At 57.7% G+C, this 21422-nt stretch carries 14 protein-coding genes, 1 tRNA gene and 2 pseudogenes; 6 read left to right on the top strand and 11 right to left on the bottom strand.

Going from position 1 to position 21422, the window contains the following annotated elements; genetic code table 11:
• Positions 1-190: 190 nt before the first annotated feature.
• From G7009_RS10995 to G7009_RS11005, 3 genes are all read left to right on the top strand, one after another.
• Positions 191-3100 (top strand): aminotransferase, encoded by a 2910-nt coding sequence (locus G7009_RS10995; protein WP_181130101.1) that lies wholly within the window; start codon positions 191-193, stop codon positions 3098-3100.
• A gap of 336 nt (positions 3101-3436) precedes the next feature.
• Entirely contained in the window at positions 3437-4543 is a 1107-nt protein-coding gene (aguA, locus tag G7009_RS11000) for an agmatine deiminase (RefSeq protein WP_181130102.1), read from the top strand.
• 440 nt (positions 4544-4983) lie between these two features.
• On the top strand, positions 4984-6273 hold the full coding sequence (locus G7009_RS11005) for an OprD family porin (RefSeq protein WP_181130103.1): 1290 nt from the start codon (positions 4984-4986) through the stop codon (positions 6271-6273).
• Between the two features lie 532 nt (positions 6274-6805).
• On the opposite strand, the gene G7009_RS11010 is transcribed toward G7009_RS11005, so the two are convergent.
• On the bottom strand, positions 6806-7933 hold the full coding sequence (locus G7009_RS11010; protein WP_181130104.1) for a Fic family protein: 1128 nt from the start codon (positions 7931-7933) through the stop codon (positions 6806-6808).
• Positions 7934-8086: 153 nt separating this feature from the next.
• Between G7009_RS11010 and G7009_RS11015 the strand changes: the two are divergent.
• Together G7009_RS11015 and G7009_RS11020 are read left to right on the top strand one after the other, a co-directional pair.
• Positions 8087-8338: pseudogene (locus tag G7009_RS11015) on the top strand (helix-turn-helix domain-containing protein).
• 526 nt (positions 8339-8864) lie between these two features.
• A pseudogene (locus G7009_RS11020) lies at positions 8865-9404 on the top strand (phage portal protein); the annotation flags it as partial.
• Positions 9405-9509: 105 nt separating this feature from the next.
• Here the strand turns inward: G7009_RS11020 and G7009_RS11025 are convergent.
• The 9 genes from G7009_RS11025 to G7009_RS11065 all read right to left on the bottom strand — a co-directional run bounded on the left by G7009_RS11025 (position 9510) and on the right by G7009_RS11065 (position 18550).
• Positions 9510-10133, bottom strand: a complete 624-nt coding sequence (locus G7009_RS11025) for a hypothetical protein (RefSeq protein WP_181130106.1) — start codon at positions 10131-10133, stop codon at positions 9510-9512.
• A gap of 205 nt (positions 10134-10338) precedes the next feature.
• Complete coding sequence (locus tag G7009_RS11030; RefSeq protein WP_181130107.1) at positions 10339-11730, bottom strand: AlbA family DNA-binding domain-containing protein; 1392 nt, start codon at positions 11728-11730, stop codon at positions 10339-10341.
• Between the two features lie 125 nt (positions 11731-11855).
• Positions 11856-12680 (bottom strand): phage antirepressor N-terminal domain-containing protein, encoded by an 825-nt coding sequence (locus G7009_RS11035; protein WP_181130108.1) that lies wholly within the window; start codon positions 12678-12680, stop codon positions 11856-11858.
• Positions 12681-13416: 736 nt separating this feature from the next.
• A tRNA-Thr gene (locus tag G7009_RS11040) sits at positions 13417-13492 on the bottom strand.
• 825 nt (positions 13493-14317) lie between these two features.
• Complete coding sequence (locus tag G7009_RS11045) at positions 14318-15529, bottom strand: methyltransferase (RefSeq protein WP_181130109.1); 1212 nt, start codon at positions 15527-15529, stop codon at positions 14318-14320.
• 43 nt (positions 15530-15572) lie between these two features.
• Positions 15573-16262 carry an ABC transporter permease gene (locus tag G7009_RS11050; RefSeq protein WP_181130110.1) on the bottom strand — a complete coding sequence of 230 codons (690 nt, stop codon included), beginning with the start codon at positions 16260-16262 and terminating at the stop codon, positions 15573-15575.
• On the bottom strand, positions 16259-16954 hold the full coding sequence (locus G7009_RS11055; RefSeq protein WP_181130111.1) for an ABC transporter permease: 696 nt from the start codon (positions 16952-16954) through the stop codon (positions 16259-16261). Before G7009_RS11055 ends, G7009_RS11050 begins: the two co-directional genes overlap by 4 nt.
• Before the next feature lie 55 nt (positions 16955-17009).
• Complete coding sequence (locus tag G7009_RS11060) at positions 17010-17765, bottom strand: ABC transporter substrate-binding protein (RefSeq protein ID WP_181130112.1); 756 nt, start codon at positions 17763-17765, stop codon at positions 17010-17012.
• A gap of 11 nt (positions 17766-17776) precedes the next feature.
• A complete protein-coding gene (locus G7009_RS11065; protein WP_181130113.1) occupies positions 17777-18550 on the bottom strand; it encodes an ABC transporter ATP-binding protein in 774 nt (257 codons plus the stop codon).
• A 601-nt stretch (positions 18551-19151) separates the two neighbouring features.
• On the opposite strand from G7009_RS11065, the gene gabP reads away from it, so the two are divergent.
• Positions 19152-20552: a GABA permease gene (gene gabP, locus G7009_RS11070; protein WP_181130114.1), complete on the top strand. Its 1401-nt coding sequence runs from the start codon at positions 19152-19154 to the stop codon at positions 20550-20552.
• Positions 20553-20872: 320 nt separating this feature from the next.
• Here the strand turns inward: gabP and G7009_RS11075 are convergent, their stop codons facing one another.
• Complete coding sequence (locus G7009_RS11075) at positions 20873-21316, bottom strand: hypothetical protein (protein ID WP_181130115.1); 444 nt, start codon at positions 21314-21316, stop codon at positions 20873-20875.
• Between the last annotated feature and the right edge of the window lie 106 nt (positions 21317-21422).

Genomic DNA, 21422 nt, shown 5'->3' on the forward strand with positions numbered 1-21422 from the left:
CCCTTCTTGAAGCTGTAGATGTGCCAAAACAAGATAGGTTGTCGGTCGCCCGCGGATTATGCAAGCGAATAGCACAAAGCCGCCTGTCGGGACGTTTTGAAATGTCCGCTGTGCTCCCCAGCAGGGCTGCACTTGCCAATCGGCGGGCAAAGTGGCGATATGGACAGCAAAAAAACCAAGGTTGCTTTCGATGCCTATCACTACTCTGATCATGCGGTCCGGCCAAGCGTCTCCCAACCTTCACGAAAGCCAGCTCCAGGCGTTGTTGCAGACACATTACGGCCTGTCCGGGAGCGTGCGAGCGCTGGGCAGCCAGCAGGACCAGAACGTGCGCGTGGACAGCGAGCAGGGGCGTTTCGTGCTCAAGATCTGTCATGGCGGCTACGCCGAGACGGAACTTCAGGCACAGCATGCAGCCCTGGCGTATCTGGGCGCGCGGGGCGTGCCGGTCCCTGGTGTGCGAACCGCGTCGTCCGGCGAGTCGTTGCTGTCGCTGGAGATCGACGGCCAACCGCTGCGCATGCGTCTGCTCGATTACCTCGACGGCCAGCCCTTGACCCGGCTCAAGTACCTGTCGCCACGACTGGCCGCCGAACTGGGCGCGCTGTGCGGCCAGGTGGACAAGGCGCTCGCGGATTTCGACCATCCAGGGCTGGAGCGCACCCTGCAATGGGACCCGCGACATGCCCAAGTCCTGATCGAGCATCTCTTGCCAGTCTTGAAGGATGACGCCCGGCGCACTCAGGTCGCGCAGGCAAGCCAATGGGCCGCGAAGCGTTTGCAGCCCTTGATCGAGCAGCTGCCGGTCCAGGCGGTTCATCTGGATATCACCGACGACAATACCGTCTGGGCGCGGGATGCCCAGCGGCAGTGGCAACTGGCGGGGGTCATCGACTTTGGCGACCTGCTGCGTACCTGGCGTATCGCCGAGCTTTCGGTAACCTGTGCGGCGCTACTGCACCACTGCGACGGCGACGCGCTGCGCATCCTGCCTGCCGTGCGCGCCTATCACGCCGCCAACCCGCTGCAAGAAGCCGAACTGCTCGCACTATGGCCCTTGGTGGTGATGCGGGCCGGGGTGTTGGTGCTGAGCAGCGAAAGCCAGCTTGCCGTCGATCCGAGTAACCAGTACATCCGCGACAACCTGGCTCATGAGTGGGCTATCTTCAGGTTGGCCTCGGGTGTGTCCGGGGCCTTGATGGAAGCCGCCATCCTGCAAGCTGGTGGCCACGATCTCGCGCCGCTGGATTTAGGTTCCAGCGTGCCATTGCTACCGGCGCTTGCCGGCCAGGCGGTCAGCCAGGTAGACCTGGGCGTGCTTAGTCGTCATTGCGACGCGGGCAACTGGCAGCAGCCTGGGTTCGATCGGCGCTTGCTGGCCGAGCAGGCAGTCGCCACGGGGTCGGCCTGTGCCCTTTACGGTCAATACCGGCTGTCCCGCACCCACATCGACAAGCCCGAGGAGCCCGCCACTTGTGCGCTCGGGGTTGAATTGCACGTGCCCGTCGGTCTCCTGGCGCAGGCGCCCGCGGCGGGGACCTGGCTCGCTATGACTGAAAACGAAGGTTGCCTGCGATGTTCCGGCTGGACGCTGTGGCTGAAGGGGATTACGGCTGTCGCGCAATCGGGGCAACACGTGGCGCAAGGGCAGGCGCTGGGCAGGACACTCGGCACGATGACCGTGCAGCTGTGCCGCGACGACCACCTGCGGCCACCGTTCTTTGCCACGCCCTCACAGGCCGCTGCCTGGCTTGCCCTGTGTCCGTCACCCCAGCCGCTGCTGGGCTTTGCCTGCGACGCCGAGCAGTCGGTCGATCCGCAAGCATTGCTGGCACGGCGCGAGGCCAGCTTCGCCCGGTCGCAGAAGCACTATTACCAGCAGCCCCCACATATCGAACGTGGCTGGCGCAACTACCTTATCGACATGCAGGGCCGGTCGTATCTGGACATGCTCAACAATGTCGCCGTGCTTGGTCATGGCCATCCGCGAATGGCGGCCGAGGCCGCGCGCCAATGGTCGTTGGTCAATACCAATTCACGCTTCCACTACGCGGCCATCGCCGAGTTCTCCGAGCGCCTGTTGGCCCTTGCACCGCAGGGCATGGATCGGGTGTTTCTGGTCAACAGCGGCACCGAGGCGAACGACCTGGCCATCCGCCTGGCCTGGGCCTACAGCGGCGGGCGTGACTTGCTGAGCATCCTCGAGGCCTACCACGGCTGGTCCGTGGCAACCGACGCCATCTCCACCTCCATCGCCGATAACCCACAGGCCTTGGAAACCCGCCCGGACTGGGTGCATCCGGTGATGGCGCCCAATACCTTCCGTGGTCGTTATCGCGGCCCGGACAGCGCGGGCGACTACCTGCGCGATGTCGACGCCAAGCTTGCCGACCTCGACGCTCGCGGCCGTCAGCTGGCGGGGTTCATCTGCGAGCCGGTGTATGGCAATGCCGGCGGCATCGCCCTGCCACCTGGCTACCTGCATGAGGCGTATGCCAAGGTCAGGGCGCGCGGGGGCGTATGCATCGCCGATGAGGTGCAGGTCGGCTATGGCCGTCTCGGCGAATACTTCTGGGGCTTCGAGGAACAGGGCGTGGTGCCGGACATCATCACCATGGCCAAGGGCATGGGCAACGGCCAGCCCTTGGGCGCGGTGATCACCCGCCAAGACATCGCCGAGGCACTGGAGCGCGAGGGGTATTTCTTCTCTTCCGCGGGCGGCAGCCCCGTGAGTTGCCGCATCGGCATGGCGGTGCTCGATGTGATGCACGAAGAAGGACTGTGGCGGAACACTCGCGAGGTAGGCAGCTATTTCAAGGCGCGCTTGCAAGCGCTTGTCGATAAACATCCGCTTGCCGGCGCGGCACATGGCTCCGGGTTCTACCTCGGGCTCGAACTGGTGCGCGACCGTGAGACTCTCGAGCCGGCCACTGAAGAAACCATGGTCCTGTGCGACCGTCTGCGCGACCTGGGCATTTTCATGCAGCCCACGGGCGATCACCTGAACATTCTCAAGATCAAGCCGCCGATGTGCACTACCCGCGCCAGCGTGGATTACTTTGTCGAAAGTGTGGACAGGGTTCTGTCCGAAGGTCTGTAGCAGAGCGATTCAGTACTTATTGAGCCGATTCTTATCGGCTCAATAAGTGTTTTTTCTTCAAATTATTTTTATGTGACGCTTTAAAAGCAGATATTTATCGGCTATAAAGCGGCATGTACCATGGTGACCAGGACGCCCGTACGAGAGTCGAGGCATTCGATAAGACCGAGCATGCCTGCTGGTGCATACTTTTCGACCTGACAGCTGGAGCAGACCCGTGTCCGAGGCGCCCGGTGATCACCGTCGTAATTCCAAGGCCGCTGAAGACCTGGATGGCTTACTGAACGATCAATGGACCGGCGCAGGCCTGCGCCGGACCCCCGCAGAGGTTGACCGATGAAAACCCTCACTACGACCCCACGCGCCGATGGCTTCCATATGCCCGCCGAATGGGCGCCGCAATCCCAGGTCTGGATGGTCTGGCCCGAGCGTCCGGATAACTGGCGTCTTGGCGGCAAGCCGGCGCAAGCCGCGCACGTGACCTTGGCCAAGGCTATCGCTCGTTTCGAGCCAGTCACCGTGGCTGTCTCAGCCGCCCAATACGAAAATGCCCGCAGTCGCCTGGACCTGCCTAATATCCGCGTCGTCGAAATGAGCAGTGACGATGCTTGGGTACGGGATACGGGCCCGACGTTCGTGATCAATGACGACGGTGAAGTGCGTGGCGTCGACTGGGCGTTCAACGCCTGGGGCGGCTTCGATGGCGGCCTCTATGCACCCTGGAACCGCGATGAAGCGGTGGCGAGCAAGATCCTCGAAATGGAACGCTGCCAGCGCTACCAGACCGAAGGTTTCGTGCTCGAGGGCGGCTCCATCCATGTGGATGGCGAGGGCACGCTGATCACCACCGAAGAGTGCCTGCTCAATCGCAACCGCAACCCGCATTTGGATCGTCAGCAGATCGAGGACATTCTTCGCGATTCGCTCGCGGTGGAACGGATCATCTGGCTGCCCGATGGCCTGTACAACGACGAGACCGATGGCCACGTCGACAACTTCTGCTGTTACGTAAGGCCGGGCGAAGTATTGTTGGCCTGGACCGATGATCCACAGGACCCCAACTACTCGCGTTGCCATGCCGCACTGGAAGTGCTGCAGAACAACCGGGATGCCAAGGGCCGTGAATTCATCGTGCACAAGATGCCGATCCCAGGGCCGTTGTATGCTACCGAAGAGGAGTGTGCAGGCGTTGATCAGGTGGCTGGCAGCCAGGAGCGTAATCCGTCGGTGCGACTGGCCGGGTCCTACGTCAACTTCCTCATCGTCAACGGCGGCATCATCGCGCCCAGCTTCGATGATCCCGCAGACGAGCCGGCCAGAGCGATCCTCGCCGAGATTTTCCCGGACCATGAAGTCATGATGATTCCGGGCCGTGAACTGTTGTTGGGCGGTGGCAATATCCATTGCCTGACCCAGCAGCAGCCGGCGCCGGTTCAGCGCTGACATTAGTTCTGTACAAAAAAGGCCTGTCTTTTGACAGGCCTTTTTGCTGGGCCATCCCCGGCCAATGATTACTCGTTTCTACACGTCGTCCTGCCATAGATGATTCTGACGACCATTATCGACATGACTGACAACTTATTCAGAGAAGACAGATTGCACCATCGTCTCGCCTATCTCCATGAAAATGCACTAGGACGGGACTATTTTTTAGTTATAACGGCCTGCTTTTCACGATTTTTTGACATCTTCGCGCAGAGGCGGATAGGATTCTCGCCAACGCCTGCAGGCCATCCATTGGTCATGCCGCTGGACAAGGCTTGCCATCCGCTCTACGGCAAGCTTTTCAGTTCGGATCCGCGAAGCGTCGAACCTACGTAGGGGCGTTGGTTCCTGGCGTTTGATTACGCAGAGCGTCTTGATTTGATAATAAGGAAAACAACATGTTGAAAGCCAGAATCAGCCTGGTCGCATTGGCACTGATCGCCGCGACCCAGGCACAAGCCAACGAACAGGCCGCAAGCAAGGGCTTCGTCGAAGACAGCAGCATGAAACTGCTGCTGCGCAACGCTTACATCAACCGTGACAAGAAGCACGGCACCAACGACCAGATCGAGTGGGGCCAGGGCTTCATCGCCAACTTCTCCTCGGGCTTCACCCAAGGTACCGTAGGCGTGGGCGTTGATGTCTTCGGCCTGTACGCTATCCGTCTGGACGGCGGCAAGGGTCATAACGGTGGCGGCGGCGTCGACTTCTTCCAGCCAAGCGATACCGCTCCGGCCAACTCGCCGCACAACCTGGCCCGCGGCGGCGCGGCAGTGAAATTCCGCATCTCCAACACCGTGCTCAAGTACGGTGACCAGATGCCATCGCTGCCGGTCCTGCAGCACGACGACGCTCGCCTGTTGCCAGAAAGCTTCACCGGCACCCTGATCACCTCCAACGAGATCGAGGGCCTGGAGCTGAACGCGGGTCGTTTCACCCAGGAAGCGCGCAAGAGCGCCGAGGGTCGCGACAGTGGTGGCCTGAAGTCGATCAACGTCTTAGGCGGCCGCTACAAGTTCACCGACAACCTGACCGCCTCGCTGTACACCTCCGATGTCGAGGACGTGCTGAAGAAGCATTACCTGGGCGTGAACTATGTTCACCCGATCGCCGACGACCAGTCGCTGACCCTGGACTTCAACGGCTACAAGACCGACATCGACAGCAAGTTCGAGCGCGAAGCTGGCCTGACCGGCGACTCCAACACCATCTGGAGCCTGGCAGCCACCTACACCCTGGGCGCGCACTCGTTCACCATCGCCCACCAGCGCAGCACGGGCGACACTGGTTACAACTACGGTTGGTACCAGAACCGTGGCGGCGTGGGTGACGGTGGTTCGACCATCTTCCTGGCCAACTCCTACTGGTCCGACTTCAACGCTGAAGACGAGCGCTCGTGGCAGATCGGCTACGGCCTGGACTTCGGCGCCTACGGCGTGCCTGGTCTGACCTACAACGTGGCCTACGTGCGTGGTGACAACATCAACACCCACGGCTTCGGCGAAGGCAAAGAGCGCGAAGTGTTCAACCAGGTCCGCTACGTGGTCCAGGAAGGCCCGGCCAAGGACCTGTCCGTCAAGCTGCGCAGCTCCATCCTGCGTACTTCGGACAGCGTGCGCCAGAACGAATACAACGACGACGGCAACGAAGTCCGCGTATTCGTGGAGTATCCGATCAGCATCTTCTGATCCTGATGCGGTGCCAACAGCCCCGGCTTATGCCGGGGCTGTTTCGTTTCCGCCCGCGAAATGGCTGGTAGTGGGCTCTTGATAGGCTGGGATGCATGGGAATTCTTCTACAGATTCCATTCATACCTTGAGAACTGGGTACACACCGATTTTCCTGGCTTGCCGGGACGCCTGTGATCGAGTCCGAGGGACTCGCCTGGCAATGCATACCGCCAAATCGTTAGTGGTGGAAAAACCGCCTAGCGCTTAATGCTGGTCAGTTAAGGAAAAGCCATCAAATTTCGTTGGCTGGCGTTCTTGTTTAGCTTCCACATTCTTCAGTGACACTGCTGGCCTATCGCGGGACAAGCCCGCTCGCCACAGGGAACACCACGCACCGGTGGCGAGCGGGCTTGTCCCGCGATAGGCCAGCAATGTCACTGGAAATTCCAGAAGCCGAAGGCTAAGCGCCAGCACGTGAAACGACTGCTTTCCCTCAGCTGGCTAGCATTACTTAGAGCGCCCCATCCTTATGCTGCCTTGTCACCTACGCTCAATCCTCCGCTATCTCATACCTTGTACTCCGTCCACCTCCAGGAAGACGCCGCAATAGTCCCTTGTCCAACAGATCCGCCAGATGCCTGGTAGCGGTCGCCTTGCTCACCTTCGCGACAGCCTGATACTGAGTGGCACTGATCCCACCCTCGAAACCCTTAGGCCCACCATCGAGCAACCGATTGATAACCTTCAACTGCTCCGCAGACAACGGTTTCGAACGATGTGTCTGCCAAAATCGGGTTTTCATCAACACCTGGTCGATTTCCACCATCGCCTGATTCAACGCCGCCAGTAGGGTTTCCAAGAACCATACAAGCCATTCCGTGACATCCAGCATACCTTTCTGAGTCCGTTCCAGAATCTGGAAATAGCTTTGGCGCTTATCAAGAATACTGGCCGACATCGCATAAAAACGGATCGCCTGGTGTTCGCCCTGGGCGAGTGCGAGATCGGTCAGTGCACGTGTCAGGCGGCCATTACCGTCATCGAATGGGTGCAATGTGACGAACCAGAGATGAGCAACCCCGGCCCTGATCAGGGGATCCAGGGTTTTGCTCTCGATGTTGAACCACTCGATGAACAGACTCAGTTCCCGCTCGAGGCCCGTACGTGGCGGAGCTTCGAAATGCACGGTAGGCCTGTCCAGTCTTCTTGAGACCACCTGCATCGGCTCATCTCCTCGCAGCGCTCCAACGTTGGTGAGAGCAGTCGACAGCGAGTCCTTCTGGCCTGGGAAGAGCAGGTCATGCCAGTGCAACAGGCGCTCCAGGGTCAACGGCTGTGAATTATGCCGGGTAGCGTCGACCATCAACTCTGCAAGGCCCTCGCTGCGAGGAGTGTGCCGAACGGTGGTGCTTTCAGCCACACCCAGGCGACGCGCCAATGATGATCGTACCGAAGCTGCGTTCAATGCCTCACCTTCGATGGCGGACGAAGTGATGATGTTTTGAAGCAAAGCATCGAGCATGCTCTGTTGGCTGTGTTCATCGCCAATCGACCCCATTTTTCCCAACAGGCGCCCTTGGTCATGAAGGCATTGACGAAGAAGGCCATCAAGCTTTTCCGCTTGCCATTTAAAGGCAGGCCATGCTGGCTGTTGCCAGATCCAGTTTGGACTATCCATTCACGTCTCTGAAGTGAGCCGAATACAAACGCTATTCGGCTCATTTTTTGAGCCGAATAGATACTTTAATCGGCTCGGGACAGTTAGCAAGTCAGATCTCGAGCCTCCTACGTCAAATCTGGTTGATGTAAATCCAGGTCATGTATACGAGACATGGATCACGCTCTGATCACTCAATGCTTTGGGCAGCAGATCAAAAAAACGGCGCTTGAACCGGGGCCTTACCCAGGCACAAGTGGCTGCGCTGCGGAGATGACTCGACAAAAAGTCATCGCAATCGAGCAGGGCAATCTCTCCGTGGGAATGGCTTCTTATGCTCGCGTCCTGGCGGCGTTGGACAGCGAGCTGCAGGTCATCACCGCTGTGATGCCCACACTGGAAGAAGTCCAGGGGATGTTCGAATGAGCGTGACATTGACGGTAAGCATGTCGGAAGGAGAAAGCGGATCGCTCTTCACAAGCGAACAGGACTACCTGTTTTGGTACCTTGAAAAAGCGTCAAAGCGATCTGCTGTCAGCATTTCTAATGCCCGTGCGCCTTGAGGAAAATAAAAGGGCACGCACACAAAAAAACTGACAGTCTCGAACGCCAAAACGAAAAAACCCGCCAGAAGGCGGGTTTTTCGGGGGTTACAGAGATTTTGAAAGCTTTCTATGGAACCTTGTATGGTGCGGCACCAGGAGTCGAACCCGGGACCTACTGATTACAAGGCACCTGCACACAACAATGAAATCAACGAGTTACGTCACTTTCTTGTTACGCGCTAACGCCTGAAAAACCAGTGTTTTCAGGGGGTTGTGAGGGCTTGTTACGCAAGGGGGTGGGGGCGCTTTGGCGTATCGGAGGGGTCAACCAGAGGGAGGCTGTGGTCATAGATGTCGAGCATTGCTTCGTCCCGGTGGCCGCTGGCCTGTTGCTTCTCTGCTCGGGTATCAACCAGGAAGTGTACGGGCTACCAGAGTGGCTACCGGCGCTGCAGTCGGCGCTGCTCAATGAGGCCGCCACCCTGTTCCGCCGGAAGTACTACCAGAACGGCAGTCATGCCGGCTTCATCCTGTACATGACCGACGCTGCCCACAATGAGGACTTCGTCGATGACTTGCGCAAGGCCATGAAGAACAGCAAGGGGCCGGGCAACTTCCGCAACCTGTTCATGTACGCGCCGAACGGGAAGAAGGATGGAATCCAGCTGATCCCGATCAGCGAGGTCGCCGCCAAGGATGACTTCGGCACCATCAAGAACATCAGCCGCGACGACCAGCTGGCCATGCTACGCATACCACCCCAGCTGATGGGCGTGGTGCCGCAGAACGCGGGCGGCTTCGGTTCGGTCCGTGACGCAACTCAGGTTTGGGCCATGAACGAGCTGGAGCCTGAGCAGGCCAGGCTTTTGCAGATTAACGACTGGCTAGGGGAGGAGGTGGTGCGCTTTAAGCCATATGAAATTGGTGGCTCGGAGTACCAAGTGTAAGAGTTCGATCAGGCGCCTTACATAGGCGCCGTTGACTTCGTTATCTTATGACTTTTGATAAAGCTTGTTTCTTGGGTTGTGTTATATATTTTTGCTGAGGTAGATCTATTTCGGCTGAACTTCCATTTTTCTTTTGCGCAAGTCTTCGTCGAACATGTGTGCTGGCAGTGAAGTGGTTGACAGTTCCATGAGTATTTGAGGATCCATGCCCTTGTTCTTTGCTAGCACTATTGAATGTTTTTTTCCAAATGCATCTGTAAGGATTAGCTTATATTTGTGCCCGTTGATTGTGTACAAATTAGTTGGCCCTAAGAAAGGAGCCCATCCATGCAAGGGGACGCCATGCTTTACTATCCCGCCCTTAGCGTAAATCAGCTGTTCTTTTAGATTGCCAAGGCTTATAGATTCGCCCCCTATGGAGGTTGAATTTATCTTGATGTTTTCTAGTCCATAAGCTCTCGCGGCACGCTTCCAAGTGCTGTACCATCTTTCCTTGTAGAAAAGTTTGTACTCAAGAATGTGAACCTCATTCTTTCTGGCGTTGGTAATATATGGGTACAGAAGTAAGCTTGTGTATATGGTTCCCTCATAGGTTAACTGCCCCTTGAGTACGCCTAATATTCGGCCTACAAATTTTGGTCGAGTTCCAATGTGGTCTAAGTAGACCTTGGTCCAACCTGAAAGCGCTAAAATCGCCCCGATCCACTTAAGTGTTGTCTCAACTTCCATATACTCTCCATTATCTATCGTGCGGTGCCCACTGGGTAGTTGGTTTTCTAACAATGATCATGGTAAATGACGCTCGAACATGATTGCCTATTGTGGCGATGCTTCGAATGAGGCCAATTAAATGTCTAGTTTAGATTGCGGTTTGATATTTTACAAATGGCTGAGTGTTGGTGCCATGGCTTTAATTTAAGCCATGGCGTCCTATTTATTTTATGTTGCTCGTTTTGATTCCTGTATTTTGGAGTTGTAAAAGAACGCTTATGAAGCCCGATTGGTCCCAGTCTGCCTCATAATCTTCATTGAGTAGGTGTCGCAGAGGTATCCCAAAGGCTTCTGCAATAGGTATTAATGTCCAAATGGTTTGAAGGATTACTTGGGATTGCTCATCAGCCTCCTCGCTCGTATCTCTGGTGTACCAAAAGTCATCAGGGTGCGAACCGGGTGGGGAGATACTTTCGTTTGTAAGGCAGATCGGAATGCCATTTTCCGATATTCTCTTAATGAAAAATTCGCAATCTATGTAAGGAATTGTGCGCCAGACGTTAAGCAGTTGAGATTTACTATAGAAGCTCAACGGCCATTTCGCTTGTTTTTGAAGAGCTCTTTGAGCTTCAATTATCCCCATTAACAAGCTAAATAGAATGCTTAAATTCACTACCTTTGTTTGATCTATCTTCGCTCGTTCCAGTATCTGGATGAACTCGTCGCAGTGGTCGTGTTTGTGCAGGTTGCTTTCTATGGTTAAGGTTGATCCGCTTGCAAAACTAAATGGTATCAGTATCTCACCACTAAGGTCTGGGAAGATGTGCCATGTTAGGCCTGTAGAAGTTGGATTTGAGTTGATGCATTGCCGCGCGACGATCCCTTTCGATGAAGTATATATCGTCTCAAATGGTAGAGATGAGCGACGTCCCTCGGCGCGATTGAGCGTGTTTTTTACCATGTCTACATTGAACAAGAAATTTGATCTGGGCATTTTCCAGAGGTTGGGTACTATCATTAGCCTGAGAAACGGAAAGTCAGATTCGCTTTCAGATAGTTCAGGCTTTCGATCTATCCAATCTTTGAATGAATCAATGGTGTCCTTGGATCGCTGAAACATTTTATCAATCATATGTCTATCTGTTTCAGCTACAGGTTCTGACCCGTCAGCTATTCGACGATAAATTACGCCTTTGCTATGAACGTGAGGTGCTTCGATGCTCTGTGGCACCGCTATGCAGATGATACACTTTTGATCGTCTAGCCCTATCTCATTGCAAGGTCCATTTATCGCCCTCGCTTCATAATGGCAGTGTGGGTTAAGTGCTCCTGCGACAGCTTGCCGTATTTTTTGCAGTGATGCGTCGGCATCACTAATGTTAACTCCAGGGAATGCGCCGGCTACCGAATTGCTTTTACTTTCCTCTTGTACGCCATAAAAGATCCAGCCACCGTAACTATTTGCCATCGCGGCAATAGATTTTGCTATGGATTCTGATTTCGGCACTTCCTGCTTGTATTCGATATACCATCCCTCTGCTGTATTACGCAGAGCTTTGAGGTCGCTAGGAAGAAGATCAAATAGCGATTTTTGAAATGGGGAGTAATGACTCATTTGCTAATAATCCATAGTGATTTCCACGCAATAGCGTAGTGGCCACTGGCCTTCGGCACAATGCTTTGAGTGTTAAGCTGCGGCCTCTCTCGGATTGCGCCGTAGGTGCACTGGAGCGGGGAGCTTCAAGAGCGCTCGAACACCCAGCATTTTATGGTCTTGCCTGTGATGCCGCTGTGCACCGCACGGTTCTTATGCAGACAGCGAGGCGAGGTACTTTGCCTGAGCGCCTGTCGAAGGGTGCTGTCGAAACGCATCGGATGGCCGACCTCGATCAGCATCCGGGCCAACTCCGGAAAATTCACTGCAATCAGATTCTGGGAGCGTGCGTGGTTGTAGGTGATGTCTTTGCCGTCCAGATAGGCCAGGGCCTGCCAGAACGGTTGCACTTCGTGTGGAGTCTTGGGCGAAGCATGACCGAGACTGTCCAGGTCCGGTACTGGCAGGCCCAGAGCGTTGGACACGTCAGCCAACTGTTGATGAATCAACAGACGCAGCTCCCGATCGCGGGTCCGATATAGCTCTTTGGCCAAAGACAGACGCAGACGATGATTGGAAATACGAGTGGAGGCTGGCTGTGCGCCAGGATTTACAGCGCAGCCCTTTGTCCAGTAGTCCCACAGCGCATCGTCGCATTCGTTCTGGTAGCGCGTGATCTTCTCACGCAGCTCAGGCTTCACTTTGTTTGGGCTGATTGAGTAAAGCCAGGCTGGCAGCTTGCGCAGAGGGAGGCAGGTCATCCCTCTCAGCTTTCCATCCTCAGCAACTGAGGTGATTTCCACCACACTTGCGTGGAAGCGGTCATTGATCTTGGTGCGCTGGCTGTGCCAATCCAAGCCTATGTTCACCACAAGTGGCTTCATTGCCACATACGGCTCATTGTCTCGGCCGACCAGCAACACCGTGTCTTCGTAGAATGGAACTGGGATCAGTTGCTGTGCTGCGTTCATCGCTGTACTCCTTACAGAATCTCGTCCAATACGTCTTCGGCTTCATCGAGGATGCCTTCGGGCGGCTGCACTAAGCAATGGAGATGGCCACCATCCGGTACCCGGCGCGCGCCCTCGTCCCCCCGCCACGCCTGCGGGCTAAACGTGTCGGAATTTCCGCGCCCCTGCAGCCAGGGTCAAGCCGCCCCGTGTCTGGGCTTGGGCAGGCGATGGGGGGTGGGGGACTTCTGCGAATCCCTGCGGCCGGGGTGTTTTGGTGGCGAAGGGGGGTTGTGCCGTCTCGTTCTCGGGGGAGCCGTGGGAAAAAGGTAAGTTTTAGTTGAGAGGGCTTTGGTGGATCTCAAGTGCCCGGATTTGCTGGGCTTGGTCGCTAACTTTGGACGGTTAGGAATAGTTAGGATTGAGGTTAGGGATTCTCAAGTGCCTGATTTTAAAGGGTTTTATTTTTGAGGAACTGACTATAGATAAAGGTTAGTAAATTACCAATATTTAACCAAAACCTAACTTTTACAGGTCTTCTGGAAGCCAGAAAGGGAGAGGGACGCAGCCTGTTCGCCAAAAAACTAACCGACCTAACCTTTTTCCGATGGGTCAACATCAAACGGCGGTCGCCCCTAGGGGGAGGCTGGTGGAGGGTGACACGCAGATCTGCGCTGACGCACGCCTCTTGTTATGTCGGTTGTTACGCGTACTGCCGTATCTACATGAAGAAACGCGCGTAACACCCTGATAAATATGGTGCCGGCACCAGGAGTCGAACCCGGGACCTACTGATTACAAGTCAGTTGCTCTACCGACTGAGCTATACCGGCAATGGGGCGTCATTATAGCGATCGGTTGGCTGCTGTAAACCACTTCCTTGCATTTGTACTGAAAATCTCTAAGTCACCAGCGCCAAAGGAGATTTTTCCTATCATCTGCCGCCGATCTGTGCCCCGCCTGCCTCCACCCGTCCGGGGTTGAAAAACAGCTTGTGGTTGTCCGCATTACGCTTCGAGGGTGGCGCTATTGGATGCAAGGGCAACCCATGATCGCCGCCCAACTCCATGCATGGCGCGTCCCATTCGAGAGAAGACGACGGAGCTGTAGGACTGTGGCAGCCGATCAATAGCAGAGGCAGCATCAACAACGGTATAAGCGAGATTTGGTTCACGAGGTACACCCATGGTGAAAGGTGGCTTCCAGGTTCATCTACCATCCAAGAGGAATCGTCCCTCGCCTGGAAGGAAGGAACCTGATTCAGAGCACGGGATGATAAGAAATCAGCCAAGGGAGCGCTGGCCAGAAACCTCCATAAATCGTGCAAGACTGTTCCGATAACTCCGCACCAGCGTAGGACCAACCGACCCTTTTTCGCTGCAAGAACCGGAATTTTCCCGACCTGAAAGGCCATATCCAGGCTTACAGGCACGCGCTTCAAAAACCTTATGCACAAAATGAATGTCAGTTCTTCCAATAGCCCATGCCAACGCCCCATACCGTCGGTCTTTGCGCAAATGCCTGTTTTTGCTGGTTTTCAGTTATCGAAAGGAATAATGAAAAGGTTCTGAATACCCTATGGTCCCCAGCAAATCCACACCTCATCAAAAGCTTGTGCACAGACTTATCCACAGGCTGTCCACCGTCACCCGCGGCAATCAGTCGCGCTCTGCGAGGATCATCAGGTTGCGCGGAGTAAGGGGTCGTTCGCAGAATTCGCCCAAGCGCACCCGATAATTCTGTTCACGAAGAAACAAGGCTCGGTCCAGGACCAGCCAGACTTCCAATGGGCGCCGAAAAAGATTACGTACCCGTTCCAGATTGCGGACCTGCGCCAGGCGCTGCCAACCTGCTGCTTCCAGTTCGCTCCAGTCAGGCTCGTCCTCCACCGTGAATCCCTTGAGCTCAGCAAGGTCGCGGCAATATTGTCCGAAGGGCTTCTCCAGCCAGCTCACCGGCAACGAGGGCGTGGGCAGGTAGTCATCGCTCCGCCGTTGCTCGCGTTGCAACAGGTCGAAACCGAGACGGCGGGCCATGGAGCGGTCGCGCTGGCGGCGGACGCGGGCGCTGGAGGTGACGGCCTCGCTCATGGGCAGGCCCAGATCACTCAGGGTCAGCTCCAGCGAGGAATCCGCGGCTGCGGAAGATAGCGGCCGGTACACCTCGGCTTGGGTACGGTTGTAGCAGCACGGTGCCAGCGCCACCTGGCGACAGCCTTGCCGGCTGGCCAATTGGAGCAGGCGTACATGCAGATCGCCGCAGGCGTGAAGAGCGACCACGCTCTTGTCGATGTCCAGATAATGGACGCTGTCGGGTGCAAGGACGTCCTGGTGAACATGCAAGGCAGGCAGATGATGATGATCGCTGAGGCTCTGACCCGCTGCGACCAGTTCGGCATCGTACTCCAGGCAGGTCAAGCGCTGGCCGGGTTGCAGCAGGCGTCGGCCGAGGTGGCCTTTGCCAGAGCACCAGTCGAGCCAATGCCGCGGCTGATCAGCGAAGGCCAGGCGTTGGGTGAAGGCTTCGATCTGTTGCCACTTGCGACCGGGGACATGCACATCCAGACGATGCCCGGCGGGGTGCAGGCCGACATCGGGCAACACACCAATCTCGGAAAGCTGCCGGGATCGAGCGGCCAGCTCGAACAAGGGCGCGGGCAAGGCCTCCAGATGTGCTTCAGCCGCTTCGGCATCCTTTAGCGAACGCTGGCGCAGCCAATTCGACAAATCGGGGTACTGGTCTTCCCATGGCATGCGCAGGTGCATGAACGGGCGGGGTCGCCACAGGTGCTGGTGCCGGCAGATGAACGGGTCGAGTGCCTGGAAGCGCTCGAGCAGTTGTTCATCCTGGAGGAAAGCGGTCGTGCTCATGGGCGATCGTCGGGAAGCGGGGCTGTCACCAGCCCCGAGAGGGTCAGCGGCCCTGGCAGGCGTCGACGCGCAACCAGCGCTCGAGCAGCTTGAAGCCTTGCACCAGGAAGAAGGAGATCAACAGGTAGAATAGCCCCGCGGCAAAGAAGATCTCTACCGGCAGATAGGTGCGGGCAATGATGGTCCTGGCCATGCCGGTGAGTTCCAGCAGGGTCACGGTGCTGGCCAGGGCGCTGGCCTTGAGCATCAGGATCACTTCGTTGCTGTAGGCCGGCAGGCCGATTCGCGCGGCGCGCGGCAGCATGATGTGCACCAGGGTCTTGGCCTGCGACATGCCCAGCGCCCGCGCTGCTTCGATCTCGCCACGGGGGATCGCCTGTAGAGCCCCGCGCAGGATCTCGGCGATATAGGCCGCCGTGTGCAGGGTCATCGTCAGTACCGTGCACCAGAATGGATCGCGCAGGTATGGCCAGAGCGAGCTGCCACGCACGGCATCGAACTGTGCCAGGCCGTAGTACACCAGAAACAGCTGTACCAGCAGCGGCGTGCCGCGGAAGAAGAAGATGTAGCCATAGGGCAGGGCGCGCACGTACCCGTTGCGCGAGGCGCGAGCGATGCCCAGCGGGATGGCCAGGATCAGGCCGGCGATGACCGCGATGGCGACCAGCTCAAGGGTCAGGGTCGCGCCCTGGGCCAGGCGTGGCAGCCACTTGATGATGACTTCCCAGTTCATTGGCTGGCCCTCGCGAAGCCGCGAGCGGCGCGTTTTTCCATGAAGTACATGCCGGTCATGGCCAGGACGGTCAGGCCCAGGTAGATGAAGGCGGCGACCATGTAGAAGGCGAAGGGCTCCTTGGTCACTGTCACGGCGTTTTGCGAATGGCGCATGATTTCTTCCAGGCCGATCACCGAGACCAGGGCGGTATCTTTCATGAGGATCATGAACAGGTTGCCAAGCCCTGGCAGGGCGATGCGCCACATCTGTGGAAGGATGATCCGCGAGAGGATACGTCCACGGGACAGGCCCAGGGCCAGGCCGGCTTCACGGTGACCTTTGGGAATGGCCAGGATCGCGCCGCGAAATACTTCGGTGGCGTAGGCGCCGAAACACAGGCCGAGGGCGATGACGCCCGCGGCGAAGGCGTTCAGCTCCAGGCCGGGAAGGTGCAAGGCCTCGCCCAGCGTGTTCATCAGGCTGACGGTGCCGAAATAGATCAGCAGGACCCAGAGCAGTTCGGGAATGCCACGAACCAGGGTCGAGTAGGTGCCGCCAAGCCATTGCAGCGGCTTGAGCGGAGAAGTCTTGGCCAGGGCGCCGAGCAGGCCGAGGACTAGCCCCAGCAGCAAGGCGCAGAGCGCCAGTTTGACGGTCATCAGGGTGCCGGCCAGCAAGGCCGGACCGAATCCGTGTAGGTCGATAGTCATGGGCAGGTGTGTTCAAGGGACCGGCACCGCCCGTGGGCGGCGCGGGTCGGGCGAATCAATAGATATCGAACGGAAAGTACTTGTCGTTGATCTTCTTGTACGTACCGTCGGCAATGATTTCTTTCAGGGCGGCGTTCAGCCGGGTGCGCAGCTTGTCGTCACCCTTGCGCACGGCGATGCCGATCTCGTCGCTCTCGACAACCGGGTCGCCCTTGAACTCGTAGTTCTTGCCGGCATCGGTCTTGAGCCAGTCATAGTTGACGTACTTGTCGGCTAGGATGGCGTCGACGCGGCCCGAGGTCAGGTCGAGGTAGGCATTTTCCTGGGTATCGTAGAGCTTGATGTCGATGTCGCTGCCGTAGTTGTCTTCAAGCCAGCTACCGGCCAGGGTGGCGCGCTGGGTGCCGATGATCTTGCCCTTGAGCGAAGCCTTGTCGGTCTTGAAGTCGACGTTCTTCGGTGCGATGAACTGCAGCTTGTTGGAGTAGTAGCGATCGGTGAAGTCGACGGCCTGCTTGCGTTCGTCGGTGATCGACAGCGAGGAGACCAGGAAGTCGAACTTCTTGGCGTTCAGGGCCGGGATGATGCCGTCCCAGTCGGAGGTGACCACTTCGCACTCGGCTTTCATCTTGGCGCACAAGGCATCGCCGATGTCCTTGTCGAAGCCGACAACCTGACCGCTGGCGTCCTTGTTGTTGAACGGCGGATAGGCCGCCTCGATACCCATGCGCAATTTTTCCGCAGCCATGGCGTTGGCCGAAAACACCAGCGAGGCGGCAGCTGCCAGAAGGAGTTTCTTGTAGGTATGCATGTGTTGCTCCGTTAGCGGTTGCTGGACATGAATTGCTTACAACGCGCCGAGTTCGGGTTATCGAAAACCTGCTGCGGCGATCCTTGCTCCTCGACCAGCCCCTGGTGCAGGAAGACGACTTCACTGGACACCTGGCGGGCGAAGCCCATTTCGTGCGTCACCAGCAGCATGGTACGGCCTTCTTCGGCGAGCGCGCGGATTACGTTAAGCACTTCCTGGACCATTTCCGGATCGAGGGCCGAGGTCGGCTCGTCGAACAGGATGACCTTGGGTTTCATGGCCAGGGTGCGGGCAATCGCGGCACGTTGCTGCTGGCCACCGGAGAGTTGCGCCGGATAGGCATGGCGCTTGTCGTGGATGCCGACCTTGGCCAGCAGCGCTTCGGCATGCTCGATGGCCTCGGCCTTGCTCTGGCCCAGCACGCGACGGGGTGCCTCGATGATATTGTCGAGGACCGACATGTGCGGCCAAAGGTTGAAATTCTGGAAGACGAAGCCGATCTCGCTGCGCAGCCGGTTGATCTGGCGATTGTCGGCAGCGAACAGCTCGCCGTTCTTGGCGGGCTTGAGCTTGAGCGTTTCTCCCGCGACGAGGATCTCGCCCTTGTGCGGGTTCTCCAGCAGGTTGATGCAGCGCAGCAGGGTGGACTTGCCGGATCCCGACGACCCGAGGATCGAGATCACATCACCGTCACGAGCGGTCAGCGAAATGCCCTTGAGTATCTCCTGCTCACCGTAGCGTTTGTGCAGGTTGCGGATTTCAAGCGCGGGCGTGGCCTGAGCCATGTGCGGTCCTCATGTATTCGGGGGCGGTCCCAGCTGTTGGCGGCCTTCCTGGCGAGCGCCACGCTAGCATAGCGGCGGAATGACAGCCAACCAGGTCGCAGGGGCAACAGGGCGCTGGCGGGGCAGGTGTCGCATCGTTGCAGCACACTGTCGCGCGGATGTCCGGCAAAGGCTCGGTCCGGCGCCAGGCCCCTGATGAAAAAAGGCGCGATGGTGCCAGTTTTGGGAAGGTCTGGGAAGCCGTTTCTGGGCAGGTGGCACTCGGTCGGCAGTTTATCGAGCGCAGGTTGCGCCAAAGGTGACACCCTTCTTGCCTCATTTTTGTGCATGGGTGTTACCTAGGGGCACCTTTGGCGCGTTTGTAAGTGAGTATTTCAGTAATCTTGATTGTTCGACAAGATCCGAGGGGCATTCGGTCACTCAATGGCCGAAAGGCCTGTAAGCCTTATTGCACGGGGGTGTGCGGATTATCGGACGGAAGTCGACTTGGCATGGCGCGGTAATTGCCAGGGGTAGGGTAACGGATGTATGCGAGCTTGAACGATTCAGCGTGGTCAGCTCAAGCCAGTACGCCTAGTCCACTCCTTGCAAAGGTAGTTTTATGAGCGGTATACACAATTCCAACGACCTCGCTCAGGGGCTCAAACAACGGCATGTGACCATGCTTTCCATCGCTGGCGTTATTGGTGCCGGACTGTTCGTCGGTTCTGGCCATGCCATCGCGGAAGCCGGCCCTGCCGTTATTCTGGCCTATCTCGCGGCCGGTACCCTGGTGGTCCTGGTCATGCGCATGCTCGCCGAAATGGCCATCGCCTCGCCGGATACCGGCTCGTTCTCCACCTATGCCGATCGCGCGATCGGACCATGGGCGGGCTTTACCATCGGCTGGTTGTACTGGTGGTTCTGGGTCTTGGTGATCCCCCTGGAAGCCAACGCTGCCGCGGCTATCCTGCATGGCTGGTTCCCCGCCGTGGACCTGTGGATATTCTCCCTGGTCATCACGCTGGCCTTGACCGTGACCAACCTGTTCAGCGTCAAGAACTACGGTGAGTTCGAGTTCTGGTTCGCGCTGCTCAAGGTATTGGCCATCGTCGCCTTCATCGTCGTCGGTTGCGCCGCCATGTTCGGCATGGTGCCCGGCAGCCAGGTCAGCGGCGCCAGTCACCTCTACGATACCCAGGGCTTCATGCCCAATGGTCTGGGCGCCGTATTGGCGGCCATGTTGACCACCATGTTCTCTTTCATGGGCACCGAGATCGTGACCATTGCCGCTGCCGAGTCGAAGGATCCGGGCAAGCAGATCACGCGTGCCACCAACTCCGTTATCTGGCGCATCTGCCTGTTCTACCTGGTGTCGATCTTCCTGGTCGTGGCCCTCGTGCCATGGAACAGTCCTGAGTTGGCGTCTGGTGGCTCTTACCAGACCGTGCTGTCCCTGATCGGCGTGCCCAATGCCAAGCTGGTCGTGGATATCGTGGTACTGATCGCTGTGACCAGTTGCCTGAACTCCGCGCTGTACACTGCTTCGCGCATGCTCTTTTCCTTGAGCAAGCGCGGTGATGCCCCTGCCATGGCGCGTCGCACCACCAAGGCCGGCACCCCACACCGCGCAGTGTTGATGTCTACCGCGGCAGCCTTCCTGACCGTGATCGCCAACTATGTCGCGCCTGCCCAAGTCTTCGAGTTCCTGCTGGCCAGCTCCGGCGCGATCGCCCTGCTGGTGTATCTGGTGATCGCCGTTTCGCAACTGCGCATGCGCCGCCAGCGTGAAGAGCGTGGCGAGCAGATCGCCTTCAAGATGTGGCTGTTCCCAGGTCTGACCTGGGCGGCCATCGTCTTCATCATCGGTGTATTGGTGGTGATGGCGATCCGTCCCGACCACCGTGCCGAGATCATCGCCACCACGCTGCTGAGCGTCGGTGTGGTAGCCGCTGGCCTTCTGGTACACCGTCGGCGCAAGGCCCATGGCCACGCTGGCGCGCGGGTAGCGCTGGATAGCTAAGCTGCCCTGGGCAATACAAAAGGCCGCGTCCGGAGAGGCTGATGTTCGGCTTCCGAATTTTCAATGATGCTGCTGGCCTCATCGCGGGACAAGCCCGCTCGCCACCGGACGCCTGGTCTTTGCTACTCTACCGCGCACTTGTGGCGAGCGGGCTTGTCCCGCGATGAGGCCAGCAATGGCACTGAAAACCCCAAAAGCCGAAGGCTCAGCACCGACATTTGAGCCGGCTGCTTCCCTTAAGTGACTGGCATTAGGGACGCGGCCTCTTTTTTGTTGGGTTGCTCGCAGCGCTTATCGAAATGGGCTGCGAAGACAGCCTGTCAGCCGAACTGCTTTTGCTGTTGCTGCTGCTTGGCCACCACCTCGGAGGCCGCCACGTACGCTTCCTGGAACTCGTCGCTCTCCAGCCAGGCCATGGTGGTGTCTTCGTCGGCACCGTCCAGCCAGGTGCGATAGGCGGTGAACACCAGGACAATGTAGTCGGTCGCGTGTTCTTCCTTGTGGCCCTTGAGAACCAGAGTCAGCAACGGATCGACCAGGAACACCGAAATCATCGGCACCAGGCCGTTCACCTGGGCTTCCTTCATCTTCTCGAACAGGCTGTCGTAGCTGCCCGATTCCATGGCCTTGCCGAATATCTGTTCGACGCTGGCGCTGTCCCCGGCGCTGGCTTTCACGGCTTGGCCGCTGCGCACCATGCGGTTCTGCTTGGCCTTGATGGCGGCGCGCTTGGCGCGCTTCTGTTGCTTGCTGCTGGTGGCCATGGGCGAATCCTTGGTGAGCCGGAAAATTCGGCGTATTGAATCGCAGATGGGCTGGAAACCCAAGGGGTGTCTTATTGACTGAGTAGTGGTCAGCAGACAGATGGCT

This window comes from Pseudomonas capeferrum, assembly GCF_013523055.1.
GTDB lineage: Bacteria > Pseudomonadota > Gammaproteobacteria > Pseudomonadales > Pseudomonadaceae > Aquipseudomonas > Aquipseudomonas capeferrum_A.